General features: G+C 74.0%; 13 protein-coding genes and 1 riboswitch. Of the genes, 7 read left to right on the forward strand and 6 right to left on the reverse strand.

All coding sequences use genetic code 11. The features are described 5' to 3' along the window. Positions 1–28: 28 nt before the first annotated feature. The 3 genes from E1165_RS03765 to E1165_RS03775 form a co-directional block, all read right to left on the reverse strand. Entirely contained in the window at positions 29–979 is a 951-nt protein-coding gene (locus E1165_RS03765) for an exo-alpha-sialidase (RefSeq protein ID WP_132387705.1), read from the reverse strand. Positions 980–1,125: 146 nt separating this feature from the next. Continuing rightward, entirely contained in the window at positions 1,126–2,316 is a 1,191-nt protein-coding gene (locus E1165_RS03770; RefSeq protein WP_243704582.1) for an MFS transporter, read from the reverse strand. Between the two features lie 77 nt (positions 2,317–2,393). Further along, a complete protein-coding gene (locus tag E1165_RS03775; protein ID WP_132387709.1) occupies positions 2,394–3,932 on the reverse strand; it encodes a class I adenylate-forming enzyme family protein in 1,539 nt (512 codons plus the stop codon). A gap of 342 nt (positions 3,933–4,274) precedes the next feature. On the opposite strand from E1165_RS03775, the gene E1165_RS03780 reads away from it, so the two are divergent. The 6 genes from E1165_RS03780 (at position 4,275) to E1165_RS03805 (ending at position 10,664) form a co-directional block, all read left to right on the forward strand. Beyond that, positions 4,275–5,558: an SGNH/GDSL hydrolase family protein gene (locus tag E1165_RS03780; protein ID WP_207916540.1), complete on the forward strand. Its 1,284-nt coding sequence runs from the start codon at positions 4,275–4,277 to the stop codon at positions 5,556–5,558. Between the two features lie 62 nt (positions 5,559–5,620). Further along, positions 5,621–6,832 carry a cytochrome P450 gene (locus tag E1165_RS03785; protein ID WP_132387713.1) on the forward strand — a complete coding sequence of 404 codons (1,212 nt, stop codon included), beginning with the start codon at positions 5,621–5,623 and terminating at the stop codon, positions 6,830–6,832. Between the two features lie 8 nt (positions 6,833–6,840). Continuing rightward, entirely contained in the window at positions 6,841–7,827 is a 987-nt protein-coding gene (locus E1165_RS03790; RefSeq protein WP_132387715.1) for an alpha/beta hydrolase, read from the forward strand. A gap of 77 nt (positions 7,828–7,904) precedes the next feature. Next, on the forward strand, positions 7,905–9,008 hold the full coding sequence (locus E1165_RS03795; RefSeq protein WP_243704578.1) for an alpha-hydroxy acid oxidase: 1,104 nt from the start codon (positions 7,905–7,907) through the stop codon (positions 9,006–9,008). Then, positions 8,957–10,342 (forward strand): PLP-dependent aminotransferase family protein, encoded by a 1,386-nt coding sequence (locus E1165_RS03800; protein WP_371687299.1) that lies wholly within the window; start codon positions 8,957–8,959, stop codon positions 10,340–10,342. Before E1165_RS03795 ends, E1165_RS03800 begins: the two co-directional genes overlap by 52 nt. A 61-nt stretch (positions 10,343–10,403) precedes the next feature. Further along, complete coding sequence (locus E1165_RS03805; RefSeq protein WP_132387721.1) at positions 10,404–10,664, forward strand: hypothetical protein; 261 nt, start codon at positions 10,404–10,406, stop codon at positions 10,662–10,664. A gap of 59 nt (positions 10,665–10,723) precedes the next feature. Here the strand turns inward: E1165_RS03805 and E1165_RS03810 are convergent, their stop codons facing one another. After that, positions 10,724–12,160, reverse strand: a complete 1,437-nt coding sequence (locus E1165_RS03810; protein ID WP_132387723.1) for a glycine hydroxymethyltransferase — start codon at positions 12,158–12,160, stop codon at positions 10,724–10,726. Between the two features lie 18 nt (positions 12,161–12,178). Then, a riboswitch (ZMP/ZTP riboswitch) is annotated at positions 12,179–12,268 on the reverse strand. 200 nt (positions 12,269–12,468) lie between these two features. On the opposite strand from E1165_RS03810, the gene E1165_RS03815 reads away from it, so the two are divergent. After that, positions 12,469–13,335 carry a metallophosphoesterase gene (locus E1165_RS03815; protein WP_132387725.1) on the forward strand — a complete coding sequence of 289 codons (867 nt, stop codon included), beginning with the start codon at positions 12,469–12,471 and terminating at the stop codon, positions 13,333–13,335. A gap of 47 nt (positions 13,336–13,382) precedes the next feature. On the opposite strand, the gene E1165_RS03820 is transcribed toward E1165_RS03815, so the two are convergent. Both E1165_RS03820 and E1165_RS03825 read right to left on the reverse strand, forming a co-directional pair. Further along, positions 13,383–13,883 (reverse strand): hemerythrin domain-containing protein, encoded by a 501-nt coding sequence (locus tag E1165_RS03820; RefSeq protein ID WP_132387727.1) that lies wholly within the window; start codon positions 13,881–13,883, stop codon positions 13,383–13,385. A 107-nt stretch (positions 13,884–13,990) separates the two neighbouring features. After that, on the reverse strand, positions 13,991–15,478 hold the full coding sequence (locus E1165_RS03825) for a S8 family serine peptidase (RefSeq protein ID WP_132387729.1): 1,488 nt from the start codon (positions 15,476–15,478) through the stop codon (positions 13,991–13,993). Positions 15,479–15,613: the final 135 nt, after the last annotated feature.

Consider the following 15,613-nt stretch of genomic DNA (forward strand, 5'->3'; position numbering starts at 1 on the left):
GGCGGCGGCCGGGCCAGCCGCCGGCCGGTCAGGCCCGGTCCAGCTCCACCTCGGCCAGGTAGACGCAGGTGCGGCCCTCGTGGGAGGAGTAGTAGCTGACCCACAGGATTCCGTCGTGCCAGACCAGGCCGGGGTAGCTGGTGTCCCCGCCGGAGGGCAGCGCCACCAGCTCGGCCAGCTCGCCCCGCTCCGGGTCGAGCAGGCAGATCGCGGTGCGGACCGGGCCGTCGTGCAGGCGTACCCCGGCGATGAGCCGGCCGTCCGGCAGCCGGCGCAGCGCCGGCCCACCCACCCGGACGCCGAGGTCGGTCCACTCCCAGTGCCGGTACGGCGGACGGGACAGCCCCAACTGGGCGGTGGCGGTCTCCCGGTCGCGCCGCAGCAGGCAGTACGCCGTGCCGTCCGGGGCGAAGACGAGCCCCGACTCGTTGGGGTACCCGTCGGTGAACAGCGTCTGCACCCACGGTTGCAGGTCGAGTCCGTCCCCGCTGCGGTAGAGCCGGACGAAACGCGGCTCCCGGGTGGCGTATCCGATGCCGTACATGGCCTCCCGCTGCCAGGCCGCCTGCCACACCCAGACGTCCTGCTCGCCGAGGAGGGTGGAGTCGCTCCACCGCTGTCCGTCGTCGCTGAGCCAGCTCACCGTCCGGAACGTCTGTGTCGCCTTCGGCGGCGGGCCGGACGCCACGGCGGCGAGGAGCTGCAGCCGGCCGTCCGGGCGGACCACGAAGCGCGGGTCACGCAGGTCGCCCGACTGCCTGCCCAGCACGGCGGCCGGCGTCCACGTGCGGGCGTCGGGCGAGGTCAGCACCCGGATCACCCCGTCGTCGGAGACGTGGCCGTCGCCCTCCCGGAAGGCGCACCACCAGGTGTCGCGGTAACGGACCAGATCGGTGAAGGCGCTGTGCGGCGCGGTGTCGGCGATCCGCCGGACCTCCCGCACCCGGGCCGTCGTACCGTTCGTCGACGTCGGGGTCATCCCGTCACCTCCCGGTTGGTCGACCGACCACGGTAGGCGCTGCGCCCCCGCCGCTCGACCACCGGCAGGCACACAGCCGGCGAACATCCGGTGGGCGGCGGCCGAACAGCCGTCATGGCCGGCGGATCCCGCCGACCGGGCGTCCGTCAGGCCGCCGGGGCCGACCGGCCGGCCCGCAGCGGCCCGACCAGCAGCGGCAGCACGGTCAGCACCCCGCACACCACCGCCATCACCAGCAACGCCGGCCGGAGCGTGAGCGCCGCCACCGACCAGCCGCCGAGCAGCGCCCCGACCGGCAGCCCCACGAACGCCAGCGAACCGGCCATGCCCAACACCCGGGTCTGCAGCTCCGCCGGCACCCGCTCGTAGAGCGCGGCCCCGAGCAGCGGATTGACCACGGCGATCCCGATCCCGGACAGGAACGTCACCACCAGCACCGTCAGCAAATGGTCGGTGAGGGCCAGGGCGAGCAGCCGGGGCGCGCCGCTGACCGCCGCGCCGACGGCGAAGACGAGTGTCCGGGGCAGCCGGGGGCCGACCACGGTGAAGACCACGTTGCCCAGCAGCGCGCCGGCGCCGAACACGCCGAGCACGAGACCGAAGCCGGCCGGGTCGCCGAGCACGTCACGGACCCACACCGGCACCCAGACGGCGGTGTGGGCGGCGGCGAACATGTTCAGCGCGGAGATCACCACCAGCATGGTCAGCAACACCCGGTCGGTACGCAGGTAGCCGAACCCGGCGCGCAGCGCGCGCAGATAGGGCTCCTTCGGCGCGGCCGGCGCGTCGGCGGCGGGCGGGCGTACCAGCACCGCGACCAGCACCGCGCAGAGCGCGAAGCTGCCCGCGTCGATCCAGATGGCCCGGGTCACCCCGACCCAGTCGATGAGCAGCCCGCCGAGCACCGCGCCGGACAGCGCGACCGCGCGGGACAGCCCGTCGTAGGCGGAGGTGAGCCGGATCAGCTGCACACCCGCGCGCTGCGCCGCCGGCCGGAACATCACGTGCTTGACCCGGTCGCCGATGCCGCGCAGCGCGCCCGCCACCGCGACGAGGGCGAGCAGCGCCCCGAAGCCGAGCCACGGGGTCAGCGCGACCACCGCCATGGCCGCCGCGCTGGCCGCGTCCACCACCACCGAGGTACGCCGCACCCCGAACCGGTCGGCCCACGGGGTGGCCAGCGAGCTGGACAGCATGTACGGCAGGAACTCCGCCGCCGCGACCAGGCCCATCTTCGCCGGGCTGCCGGTGGTGGTGAGCACCAGCCACGGGATCGCCACGACGGAGATGCGACTGCCCAGGTTGGAGACGAGGTCCGCGGCGACCAGCGTGACCAGCTCCCGGCGCGCGGCGGCCCGGTCGGGATGGGCGCCGGCGGCCGGTCGTGCCCGGGGCGCGGGGCCGGCGTCGGCCGTCACGCCGGTCTGCCGGCCGGGTCGGCGGGGCGCGCGGCGTACCGGTCGCGCAGCGCCCGCTTGTCCACCTTGGCCGACCGGTTCAGCGGCAGCGCGTCGACGAACTCGACCCCGCCGGGGGCCCAGGTCTCGCTCAGCTCGGCGGTGACCAGGTCGATCAGTTCCGTCCCGGTCACCATGGCGCCCGGGGCGCGGACCACGTACGCGTACGGCAGTTCACCGGCCACCGGGTCGGGCACGCCGATCACGGCGGCCGCGCGCACCCCGGGGTGCCCGGCGAGGACGTCCTCGATCGGGCGGGAGTAGATCGGCCAGCTGCGCTGGCGGGTGAGGATCCGGTCCTGCGACCGGTCGACCAGGTAGAGGTAGCCGTCGTCGTCGAGGTGGCCGATGTCGCGGGTGCGTACCCAGCCGTCGACCAGCGTCTCGGCGGTCAGCTCCGGCTGGCCGTGGTAGCCGTGGAAGCTGAGGTTGGTGCGTACCCAGACCTCGCCGTCGACGCCCGGCGGCAGTGCCCGGCCGGCGTCGTCGCGGATCTCGACGGTCACGTCCCCGTACGGTTTCCCGCAGGAGCGCAGCCGCTGCGGGTGCGCCGGGTCGTCGGTGAGGCCGGGCAGCGCGCTGATCACCACCGCCTCGCTGAGTCCGTAGACGATGCGCAGGCAGGGGCCGAAGCGGGCGATGGCCTGGCGCAGCCGGGCGGGCGCGGCGGGCCCGGCGCCCACGTTGAACATGAACATGGCGGAGAAGTCCGCGCCGGGCAGGGCCGGGTGGTCGAGCACCTCGTAGAGCATCGGCGGGGTGACGAAGGTGGAGGTGATCCGTTCGGCGGGCACGGTACGGATGAACGCCTCCGGGTCCCACTGCTGGCGCAGGAAGAGCACCCCGCCGGTGAAGAGGTTGAACAACGAGGTGATCTGGCCGCTGGCCAGCCACATGGGCGAGTGGGACAGGTGCCGCAGCAGCGGGAACCCGGCGGTGCGGAAGCCGGCCGCGAGGGCGAGGATCTGCCGGTAGAAGCTCTCCCGGTGGTGCACCAGTTTCGGGGCGCCGGTGGTGCCGCTGGTCTGGAGGAACGACTCCGGTTCCGGCACCCGGTCGGGCAGCGCGACGCCGGTGACCGGGGTCAGCTCCGCGCCCAGGCGTAGCACCGGCACGCCGGGCAGCGCGGCGGCGATCCGGGCGCCGAGCCCGTCGGTGGCGTGGGCGTGGTGCACCAGGACGTCGGGGTGGGCCAACCGGACGAACTCGTCGACCTCCCGCGGCGAGGTCACCGGGGCGACCCACATCGTCCGGCAGCCCAACAGGTGCAGCGCGAGTTGCAGCAGCGGACCCTCGACCGCGTTGCCGAGCAGCACCAACACCGCCGCGCCGGGCCGTACGCCGTGGGCGGTGAGCGCGCCGGCCAGCCCGCGTACCTCGTCGGCGACCTCGGTGTAGCGCAGCCGGCGTCCGTCGCCGACCAGCGCCTCCCGCGTGCCGAAGGTGGCGAGGAGGTCCAACGCGTCGTGGACGTAGCTGGTCGGTCGTTCGGTCATCGCACAGCCCCCAGTCGATGCGTGGCGGTCACGCGGCGGCCCGGCGGCCCCCGTCGCGTGGCTAGCCGACAGCGGTGTCCGGCCAGGTCACGGCGGGTTGCCCCGGCGGGCGACCGGGGTCGCCGCCGCCATCGAGCCTAGGTGCGCGCCGCCGCCGCCGAACAGGGCCGAACGGCGGTCGAGTCCACACAGTGGACATTTGATCATGTCGATCGGGTTGATTGACGCTCGTCAGACCGGGCGGATAGTTTCCGTCCATCGCCCGGCCCTGGTGATCATTGGCGCCGGTCCGGGCTGCCACAGATGGAGGTTCCCTTGCTGACCCCGAAACGATGGCATGTCATAGCTTCCGCAGCCGCTCTGCTGGTCGTGGCCACCCCGGCCGTGGTGGCCAGCGCCGGCCCCTCGGGCACCGACACCGCCCGGCACGTCCGGGGCGAATGGGCGGGCACCTGGGCCGCAGCCGTCACCCGCGGCAACACCGTCGGCCTGACCAACACCGGCCTGAACAACCAGAGCATCCGGATGACCGTGCGCACCAGCGTCGGCGGCGACCGGTTGCGGGTCCGGCTGACCAACCTCTACGGCGAGCAGGCCGTCGAGGTCGGCCACGCCACCGTCGCCCGACCCGACCACGCCACGGTCGACGACCGCTCCGACATCGACCCGGCCAGCCTGCGCGAGCTGACCTTCGGCGGCGCCACCTCGGCCACCATGAACAGGGGAGCCGAGCTGCTCAGCGACCCGCTCGACTTCACCGTCAGAGAGCAGGAGGAACTGGTCGTCACGCTGCACTTCCCGGTGCTCACCGGACCGGTCACCTTCCACGGCCAGTCCAAGGTCACCACCTTCATCGGTGCCACCGACCTGACCACCGCCGCCGGTGGTGCCGGCTTCACCATCCGGCCGAACTGCTGCTGGATGTTCCTGTCCGGGCTGGACGTGCAGCGTCGGCACACCCCCGGCGCGGTCGTCGTGCTCGGCGACTCGATCGGCGACGGCAACGGCAGCACCGTCAACGCCCACAAGCGCTGGCCGGACCTGCTCGCCGACCGGCTGGTCGCCGCCCGGCCCGAGGCGCGCACCCCCGGGGTGCTCAACCTGAGCCTCGCCGGCAACCGACTCAACCACGAGGGCCCCGAGCCCGGCGCCGGCGGTTTCCCCGGCTACCCGGAGTTGGGCCCGAACGCCCTCGCCCGGCTCAACGAGGACGTCTTCCCGCAGACCGGGGTGAAGACGCTCGTCACCCACCTCGGCATCAACGACATCTGGATGTCGGGCGACTCCGCCGAGCGGATCATCGCCACGCTGCGGCAGATCAACCAGCAGGCCAGGGCGCGCGGTCTACGCAGTCTCGCCGCCACCCTCACCCCCTACGAAGGGCACGGCAACCCGGGGGTGTGGACGCCGGAGAAGGAGGCCACCCGGCAGGCGGTCAACGCGTGGCTGCGGGGGGCGGGCGCGCGGGAGTTCGACGGCCTGCTCGACTTCGACGCCGTCCTGCGTGACCCGGCACAGCCGAGCCGGCTGCTGCCGGCGTACGACTCGGGCGACCACATCCACCCGAACGACGCCGGCAACAAGGCGATGGCCGACGCCGTCCCACTGCGCCTGCTCGGCCTGTGACCGTGTGGGGCGGCGGCGGACCGCCGCCGCCCCACGTCCGCTCCTGGGGAGGAGGCGCCACCGTGGACGTCGACGAGATCCTGTCCGGCCTCTACCGCGAACAGGGCCGGCAGGACCCCTACCCGTGGTACGCGGCCCTGCACGCGCACGGGCCGGTCAGCGCGGTCCCGGTCCGACCCGAACACCGCACCGTCAGCGCGGTGGCCGTCGGGTACGACCCGGTCGACCGGGTGCTGCGCGACGCCGGGTGGCGCAAGGGGGCCCCGCCCGGCTGGCAGGAGCAGGAGGTGCTGCGCACCTTCATGTCCTCGATGATGTTCACCGACCCACCCGACCACACCCGGATGCGGGCGGTGTTCACGAAGGCGTTCACCCCGCGCCGGCTGGGCGCGCTGGAGCCGGTGATCGTCCGGGTCGTCGACCGGATGCTCGACCGGATGGCCGAGGCCGGCGGCGCCGAGGTCGACTTCGTGGCCGACTTCGCGTACCCCGTCCCGGCGCTGGTGATGGCGGAGTTCATCGGCCTGCCCGAGGCGGACCTCCCCTGGTACCGGCAGCGGGCCGACTGGATCGACGAGTACCTGGACGTGGCCGGCAAGACCCCGCAGCGGCTGACCCGGGCCAACCGGGCCGCCGAGGAACTGCGCGCGTACTACCGGGACCTGATCGCCCACCGCCGCCGACGGCCCGGCGAGGACCTGGTCAGCGCGCTGGTCGGGGCGTTCGACGCGAGCGAGGTCGAGCTGACCGAGGACGAGCTGATCAGCAACCTGATCGTGCTCTTCAACGCCAGCTTCGTGACCACCGTCTACATGTTCAGCAACGGCCTGCCGCTGCTGCTGGCCCACCCGGACACCGTCGCGGCGCTGCCCGGCGACGACGCGCTGGCCGGCGGCTGCGTCGAGGAGGTGCTGCGGATGCAGAGCCCGGTGCACTTCCTGGCCCGCGTCGCGCCGGCCGACACCGACCTGGGCGGCGTGCCGGTCCGCCGGGGCGAGAACGTGCTGCTGATCATCGCGGCGGCCAACCGCGACCCGGTCCGGTTCCCCGACCCGGACCGCTTCGACCCGCGTCGGGACGGCCCGCCGTCGCTCGCCTTCGGCATCGGCCCGCACTTCTGCCTCGGCGCGGCGGTGTCCCGGCTGGAGGGGCGGCTCGCGCTGCCCCGGCTCTTCGCCCGCTTCCCGAACCTGACGCTCACCGGTACCCCGACCTACAGCGGGAGTCTCTTCCTGCGCGGGATCGACAAGCTCGTCGTCTCGACCGGCGGATAGGAGCCGACATGTCTCTCGACCCCCAGGTGGTGGCGTACCGGGCCGCGCGGGCGGCGGCCGACGTCCCGCCGCTGTACACCCAGACCCTCGCCGAGGCCCGCGCCGCCGACCTCGCCGCGATCCGCGCCGGGTCCGGCGAGGTCGAGCCGGTGCACGAGGTACGCGACACGCACCTTCCCGGCCCCGGCGGCGACCTGCCGGTGCGCATCCACCGGCCGGCCGGCGACGGCCCGCTGCCCACCCTGGTGTACTTCTTCGGCGGGGGGTGGACCCTCGGCAGCGTCGACACCGCCGACGGGATCTGCCGCCGGCTGGCCAACGCCACGCCGTGCCAGGTGGTGACCGTCGGCTACCGGCTCGCCCCCGAGCATCCCTTCCCGGCGGCGGTGCAGGACTGCCACGCCGCCACCGCGTGGCTCGCCGCGTACCCCGCCGAGTTCCGCGTCGACCCCGACCGGCTGGCCGTCGGCGGCGACAGCGCCGGTGGCAACCTGGCCGCCGCGGTGACCCTGCTGGCCAGGTCCCACGGTCCCCGCCTCGCCGGCCAGCTGCTGGTCTACCCGAACACCGACCAGCGGGCCGGTGGCCCACCGCCCGGCGACGAGGACCCGCTGCTGTTCAACCGGCACTCCGTCGACTGGTACCGGAACCACTACCTGGCCGACCCGGCGGACGCGGCGCACCCGCTCGCCTCGCCGCTGCTCGCCGACGACCTGTCGGGCCTGCCGCCGGCCCTGGTCGTCACCGCCGAACACGACCCGTTGCGCGACCAGGGGGAGCGGTACGCCGAGCGGCTGCGCGCGGCCGGCGTGCCGGTGCGGCTCACCCGCTACCCCGGGATGATCCACGGATTCTTCGCCATGCCGGGGGTCTTCGACGCCGGCCGGCGGGCACAGGACGAGGCCGCGGCCTTCCTGCGCGAATGTCTCGCCAAGCCCGGCCCGGCCCCCGGGCATGAGCGGGGCGCGGCCGCCGCGCCGGGCGGGCCCCGATGACCGACAGGGCGCTGCGTGCGCCCCGGTCCGGGCCGGCGCCGGGCTTCGGCGTGCCACCGACGGCGACAGGAGGACCGGTGCCGACCCCGTCCGGGTTCGTGCCGCCGGCCAGTGTGGCGGAGTTCGCCGCCCTCGCCCGGGCGGTGCTGCCCGCCCACGTCTGGGACTTCGTCGACGGCGGCAGCGGCGCCGAGACCACCCTGACGGCCAACCGGGCCGCGTTGGACCGGGTCGCCGTGCTGCCCCGGATGCTGACCGGCGTGGAGAACCCGCGGACCGGGGCGACGCTGCTGGGCCGGGAACAGTCGATGCCGGTGGCGGTGGCGCCGATGGCGTACCAGCGGCTGCTGCACCCCGACGGTGAGGTGGCGCTCGCCGCGGCGGCCGGAGCGGCCGGTGTGCCGTACGTGCTCAGCACGCTGAGCAGCACCCCGATCGAGGAGGTGACCGCCGCGGCCGGGGGGCCCGTCTGGTTCCAGCTCTACTGGCTGCGCGACCGGGGGCTGGTCGCGGACCTTCTCGACCGCGCGCACGCCGCAGGCTGCACGGCGCTGGTGGTGACCGTCGACGTGCCGGTGCTCGGTCGACGGCTGCGCGACGTCCGCAACGCCTTCGCGCTGCCCCCGCAGGTCACCGCGGCCAACCTGCCCGGAGGGCGGGACGACCTGGCGCACGTCGGGACCCCCGGGGTGTCCGCGATCGCCGCGCACACCGGGGCGGTCTTCGCCCCGGCGCTGAGCTGGGCGGACCTGGCGTGGTTGCGCGCGCGGACGCCACTGCCCGTGTTGGTCAAGGGCATCCTCGACCCCGGTGACGCGGTGCGGGCGGCAGACAGCGGCGTGGACGCGGTGGTGGTGTCCAACCACGGCGGCCGCCAGTTCGACGCCGCCCCGGCCACCGCCACCGTGCTGCCGGAGGTGGTGGCCGCGGTCGACGGCCGGGTCGAGGTGCTGCTGGACAGCGGCGTGCGCGGCGGCACGGACGTGCTGCGCGCCCTGGCCCTCGGCGCCGCCGGGGTGCTGCTCGGCCGGCCCGCGTTCTGGGCCCTGGCCGCCGGTGGCCGGCCCGCCGCCGAGGCGGCGCTGGCGCTGCTCGCCGCCGAGTTCCGCGACGCCCTGACCCTGTGCGGCTGCGCCGACCCGGCGCAGGCCCGGCAGCTGCGCACCGTGGTCGGTGGGTGAGCGTGGACGTACCCGTGGAGCTGGCCGTCGCCGACCTGCACCCGGCGGTCGACGACCCCGTGCTGAACTCGATGAACTTCCTCAACGAGGTCGCCGGGCGCTGGCCGGACGCGGTGTCGCTCGCCGCCGGCCGCCCCTACGAGGAGTTCTTCGACGACGACGCGCCGCGGCGCTGGCTGGACCGGTTCCGCCGGCACCTCGTCGAGGATCTCGGCCAGCACCCGGCGCAGGCGAACCGCACCCTGTTCCAGTACGGCCGGACCAAGGGCGTCGTGCACCACCTGATCGCCCGCAACCTCGCCGTCGACGAGGGCGTGCACGTCGACCCGGAGGCGGTCGTGGTGACCGTCGGCTGCCAGGAGGCGATGTTCCTGGTGCTGCGGGCGTTGCGCGCCGGGCCGCGTGACGTGCTGCTCGCGGTCACCCCCACGTACGTCGGGCTGACCGGCGCGGCCCGTCTGGTCGACCTGCCGGTCCGCCCGGTGGCCGGCGGCCCGGCCGGGGTGGACCTCGCCGACCTGCGCGCCCAGACCCGCCGTGCCCGGGCCGAGGGGCTGCGGCCACGGGCCTGCTACGTGATGCCGGACTTCGCCAACCCGTCCGGCGTCAGCATCACCCTGGACGACCGCCGGCGCCTGCTCGACCTGGCCGTCGAGGAGGAGCTGCTGTTAATCGAGGACAACCCGTACGGGCTCTTCCCGGCCGGCGGGCAGGGCCGGCTCCCGACGCTGAAGGCGCTGGACACCCGACGTCGGGTGGTCTACCTCGGCTCGTTCGCCAAGACGGTGCTGCCCGGCGCCCGAGTCGGGTACGTGGTGGCCGACCAGCGGGTCGCCGCGACCGACGGCACCGTCGAGCTCTTCGCCGACCAGCTCGCCCGGATCAAGAGCATGGTCACGGTGAACACCGCCCCGCTGGCCCAGGCGATGATCGGCGGGGCGCTGCTGGAACACGACTGTTCACTGGTGACGGCCACCGTCCGGCAGCGCGCGGCGTACGCCCGCAACCTGCGTCACCTGCTCGCCGGTCTGGCGCGTCGGTTCCCGGCTCCCTCGCCGGTGACCTGGACCGTCCCCGCCGGTGGTTTCTTCGTCGTGGTGAGCGTGCCGTTCCCGGTGGACGACGCGCTGCTGCGCCGTTCCGCCGAGCACCACGGGGTGCTGTGGACGCCGATGGCGCACTTCTACGACGGCGACACGCCGGTGAACGCGCTGCGTCTGTCGGTCAGCGCGGTCACCCCGGAACAGATCGACCTCGGCCTGGACCGGCTCGCCGCGCTCGTCGCCGACGAGTCCCCCCGCGCCGGCGCGCCCGACGGCGTGCGCGCGCGGTGACGACGCACCGTGGCCGACCCGCGGCCGGTCGTGCTTCCCGCGTCCCCATCGGACGGTCATAATGAGCCGCATGGTCGCTTGGGAGTACGCCCTGCTGGTTCGCCGCTACCAGGGGCAGGGACGCAATTTCCACGTCTCGTTCGTCTGGTACGGCCCGGAGGGGTCACGTACCGACGTGACGGCGTACGGCGACACCGCCATCGCGCACCTCAACCGGGTCGGCCGGGAGGGCTGGGAGCTGGTCTCCGCCGCCGAGGACGTCAACAACGTGCAGGGCAGCACCGAGGTGCACCGCTACCACCTCAAGCGTCCGATCGGCTGATCGACCCGGCCCGGCCCGGCCCGGGGCGGCGCGGTGGGCGCCACCCCGGGAGCGTCCAGTCAGCCCAGGTCGACGGCGGGGTAGAGCGGGAAACCGGTCAGCAGCTCGCCGGCCTGCCGGCTCACCTTGTCCGCCAGCGCCGGGTCGAGGACGTACTTCGCCTTCGACGGGGTGCCGTCGGCGTTGGCGCCCGGCGTGGTCTGGCTGAGCACGGTGTGGATCAGCTCGGCGGTGGCGTCCATCTCCACCGTGCCCAGGCCCCGGGTGGTCAGCGCCGGGGTGCCGACCCGGATGCCGGAGGTGTACCAGGCGCCGTTCGGGTCCTGCGGGACGGCGTTGCGGTTGGTCACGATCCCCGAGTCGAGCAGCGCCTGCTCGGCCTGGCGGCCGGTCAGCCCGTAGCCGGAGACGTCGATGAGCACCAGGTGGTTGTCGGTGCCGCCGGTGACCAGCTTCGCGCCCCGCCGCAGCAGCCCGTCGGCGAGCGCCTGCGCGTTGGTCACGATCCGGGACGCGTAGTCGGCGAAGTCGGGGCGGCGGGCCTCGGCCAGGGCGACCGCCTTGGCGGCCATCACGTGCGGCAGCGGGCCGCCGAGCACCATCGGGCAGCCCCGGTCCACCTGGTCGGCCAGCTCCGGCCCGCAGAGCACCATGCCACCGCGCGGGCCGCGCAGCGACTTGTGGGTGGTGGTGGTGACGATGTGCGCGTGCGGCACCGGGTCGAAGTCGCCGGTGAAGACCTTGCCGGCGACCAGGCCCGCGAAGTGCGCCATGTCGACCATGAAGGTGGCGCCGACGGAGTCGGCGATCTCCCGCATGATGCGGAAGTTCACCTTCCGCGGGTACGCCGAGTAGCCGGCGACCAGGATCAGCGGCCGGAACTCGCGGGCCGCCTCGGCGACCCGGTCGTAGTCGATCAACCCCGTGGTCGGGTCGGTGCCGTAGCTGCGCTGGTCGAACATCTTGCCGGAGATGTTCGGCCGGAAGCCGTGGGTGAGGTGGCCGCCGGCGTCCAGCGACATGCCGAGCATCCGCTGGTCGCCCAGTTCCCGGCGCAGCGCGAACCAGTCCGCCTCGGTGAGCTCGTTGACCTGGCGTACCTGGGCCTTCCTCAGCGCGGGGGACTCCACCCGGTCGGCGAGGATCGCCCAGAACGCCACCAGGTTGGCGTCGATGCCGGAGTGCGGCTGCACGTACGCGTGCGCGGCCCCGAACAGCTCCCGGGCGTGCTCGGCGGCGAGCGCCTCGACCGTGTCGACGTTCTGGCAGCCGGCGTAGAAGCGGCGGCCCACGGTGCCCTCGGCGTACTTGTCGCTGAACCAGTTGCCCATGGCCAGCAGGGTGGCCGGGGAGGCGTAGTTCTCGCTGGCGATGAGCTTGAGCGACCCGCGCTGGTCGGCCAGCTCGGCGCCGATGGCGTCGGCCACCCGGGGCTCGACGGCGCGGATCACCTCGAGCGCGCTGCGGAAGGCGGTGGACTCGGCGTTCGGCGACATGCGACCTCCTACTGACGTGCGGAAGGCCCAGGCGCTCGGCGTGCGTCCTCATGACGGGGCCGCTTCCCGATGGTGCTCCATCCCCACGCGCCAGTCACGGCCCGCGACCGATCCTACCGGGTCGCCGTCGGGCCCTCCCGGTCCACCTCGCCGTACGGCCCGGCGGCGGTCCGTCCGCCCCGGCGGCGGTCCGTCCGCCCCGGCGGCACACCACCCGTCGCGGCCAGAGTCGATCACCCACCCGACCCCACCTGGCGGCCGCCCGGTGGCGGCCCCACGGCCCGTCGCGGTCCGCGTACGATCGGTGGATGGTGGGGGAGGAAACCGACGGGAGCCTGCTCGCCATCAGCGACCTGCACGTCGGGTACGCGGAGAACCGAGCCCTGGTCGAGGCGCTGCGGCCGTCCTCGCCCGGCGACTGGCTGATCGTCGCCGGCGACGTGGCCGACACCGCCGCCGACGTCGAGTGGGCGCTCGGGCTGCTCGCGCGGCGGTTCGAGAAGGTGCTGTGGGCCCCGGGCAACCACGAGCTGTGGACGCCACGGGGCGACCCGGTCGAGCTGCGGGGACAGGCCCGCTACGCGCACCTCGTCCGGCGCTGTCGGGCACTGGGCGTGGTCACTCCGGAGGACGAGTACCCGGTGTGGCGGGGGCCGGGCGGGCCGGCGCTGGTGGCCCCGCTCTTCCTGCTCTACGACTACAGCTGGCGGCCGGAGGGGCTGGACCGCGCGGCGGCCCTCGCCGAGGCGTACCGGATTGGGATCGTCTGCACCGACGAGCTGCTGCTCCACCCCGACCCGTACCCGAGCCGGCAGGAGTGGTCCGCGGCCCGGGTCGCCGAGACGGCCCGGCGGCTCGACGCGCGCGAGCCGGGCCTGCCGACCGTGCTGGTCAACCACTGGCCGCTGGTCCGCGACCCGACCCGGGTGCTGCGCTACCCGATCTTCGCCCAGTGGTGCGGCACCGAGGCCACCGCCGACTGGCACCGGCGCTTCGCCGCCGCCGCCGTCGTCTACGGGCACCTGCACATCCCCCGCACCACCTGGTACGACGGGGTGCGCTTCGAGGAGGTCTCGGTGGGCTACCCACGGGAGTGGCGCACCCGCCCGACGCCGCCGGGGCGGCCGCGGCGCATCCTGCCTGCGCCCGACGGGGTGCCGCCGACGGCTTGGTGACCGCACGGCGCGGGGCCGGGCCGCCGGCCCGGCCCCGCGCCGCGCGGTCAGGCGGTGACCGCGTCGACGGCCTTCTTGATCGCCTTCGGGTCGGCGGGGGAGCGTGGTGCCGACGGTCGCATGTCGATCATCCGCTGGCCGATCTCCTGGAGCTGGTTGCGGCCGAGCGCCTCCCGTACCTTCGGGAACCACTCCTGCTCCTCCTCCTCGACATGGTGCTCGACGTTCTCGATCAGCACCGTCGTCTTGGCCACGAAGCGCTCGTCGGAGGGATCCATGGTGGCCAGCTCGGCGCAGAGCAGGTCGGCCACGTGGTGCTCCTCGTACGACTCGAGGATGTCGTCCTCCAGGTCGGGCAGAAGCTTGCGGATCTCCGGGTACATGACCTCGTTCTCGAGGTAGGTGTGCACCGTCAGGGCCTCCAGGATCTGCCGCACCAGCTTCCCGCGCTCGGCGGCCGGGCCGTCCTCGGCCTTGGCGAACTGGCGGAACAGGCGACGCATCTCCTTGTGGTCCTCTTTGAGCAGGACGATGGCATCGGTGGACACCGGCGGACCTCCTTGGTTCGGCTGACGACTGTCCCGTACCCCGGTGGTGAGCTGCGAAAACGGACGGGGCCCGGCGGAGATCCGCCGGGCCCCGGGTTGCGGTGCGGCTACCGCACCGCGTGGTACGCGTTGACCAGGCCGGCGCCGTAGAAGCCGTTGCGCGCGCCGCCGGAGCAGGTCGCGTCGTAGGCGTGCGGACCGGTCGGGATCAGCGGCACCGGGTTGTACACGCCCTCCGGGCAGGACTGTGCCACCGACGTGCGCTCCAGGAAGGACGCCAGCTGGCCCGGCTTCATGCCGGGGTGCGCCGACAACGCCAGCGCCGCCACGCCGGTGGCGTGCGGGCCGGACATCGAGGTGCCCTGCTTGTAACCCCAGCCGTTGGTCTTCGTCGCCGGGTTGAAGGTGGTCGACAGGATGCCGTCGGTGAGGGTGGAGCGGACGCCCTGGGTACGGAAGCGGGTGTCGCCACCCGGTGCCGTCACGTCGATGACGCCCTGGCCGTACGAGGAGTAGTAGCTCTTCGCCCCGGTCGGGCCGACCGCCGAGACGGTCACCACGCCCGGCACCTCGGCCGGCAGGTCGAGGCAGGCGTTGGTGAGGTTCTCACGGGTCTCGGGTGTCCCGTTGTTCGGGCTGCCGTCGTCGGTGATCTTGTGGGCCAGGTCGTAGTTGGAGTTGCCTGCGGACGCCACGTGGAGCACGCCCTTGCTCTGCGAGTAGCGGATGGCCCGCTGGACGGCCTGCCACACCGGACGCTGGCGCGCGTCGTTGCGGCAGTTGAGCTCCCACGGGTCGATGTAGTAGCTGTTGTTGGTCAGCTGCATCCCGTGCTCGGCGGCCCACAGGAACCCGCAGACCGCGGCCTCCGGGAAGATGTAGCCGTCGTCGTTGACCACCTTCACCGCCGCCACCTTGACGCCCGGCGCGACACCGGTCACCCCGACGCCGTTGACGGCGGCGGCGATGGTGCCGGCCACGTGCGTGCCGTGGTCGGAGGTGGTGGGGTTCCAGGCGGCCTCGGCGGTGTCGGTGACGCCACCGAGGCAGGAGGCGCTCTTGTCCTTGGCGATCTGGCTGGCCAGGTCCGGGTGGCTGCTGGAGATGCCGCTGTCCAGCACGCCCACCACCACGTCGGCTCGGCCGGCGTTGACGGCGTGCGCCTGGGGCACGTCGATCATCGACATGTCCCACTGCTGACCGAAGAGGGGCTCGGCGGTCGGGTCGGCGGCGGCGTTCGCCACCTGCGCCGCGGAGACCTCCAGGGTCTCGCCCTCCTCCAGGGCGGTGCCCAGGCCGGCGGTGGACGCCACCGACTCGACGCCCGCGCCCGCCACGTCCGTGGCGAAGTCGGGGTTGGCCGAGCGGACGACGAGCACGCCGATCTGGTCGTACGTGGCCACCACGGTGCCCTCGGCCGCGGTCACCCGGGCCGCCGCCTTGCCGGTCGTGGCACCCTGCGGGGCCAGGACCAGGAACGTGGTGTCCGGACCGGCGGCCGACGCCGCCGGGGCCAGCCCGCCGGTGACGGCGAGGCCGACACCGAGGGACACGGCGGACGCGGCAGCCAGTGTCTTGCTGCGCAGGTTCTTCACACAGACTCCCAGGGGCTGTCTCCAGCCGGGCACGCCCCCGGGTGGGAGCGGCCGGCGGGAAGAGGGCGGGACGCCCACTTCCGGACCATCAGCGCCGCAGCCCGGTGTGGCGTTACGCGCCACGGTGCGACGCGC

It is taken from the genome of Micromonospora sp. KC723 (genome assembly GCF_004348595.1).
Lineage (GTDB): Bacteria > Actinomycetota > Actinomycetes > Mycobacteriales > Micromonosporaceae > Micromonospora.

What these genes read in the sequence shown, in the direction of transcription:
- E1165_RS03765 (WP_132387705.1), bottom strand. Translation starts at nt 979, where the DNA reads ATGACCCCGACGTCGACGAACGGTACGACGGCCCGGGTGCGGGAGGTC.
- E1165_RS03790 (WP_132387715.1), top strand. Translation starts at nt 6,841, where the DNA reads ATGTCTCTCGACCCCCAGGTGGTGGCGTACCGGGCCGCGCGGGCGGCG.
- E1165_RS03810 (WP_132387723.1), bottom strand. Translation starts at nt 12,160, where the DNA reads ATGTCGCCGAACGCCGAGTCCACCGCCTTCCGCAGCGCGCTCGAGGTG.
- E1165_RS03815 (WP_132387725.1), top strand. Translation starts at nt 12,469, where the DNA reads ATGGTGGGGGAGGAAACCGACGGGAGCCTGCTCGCCATCAGCGACCTG.
- E1165_RS03775 (WP_132387709.1), bottom strand. Translation starts at nt 3,932, where the DNA reads ATGACCGAACGACCGACCAGCTACGTCCACGACGCGTTGGACCTCCTC.
- E1165_RS03805 (WP_132387721.1), top strand. Translation starts at nt 10,404, where the DNA reads ATGAGCCGCATGGTCGCTTGGGAGTACGCCCTGCTGGTTCGCCGCTAC.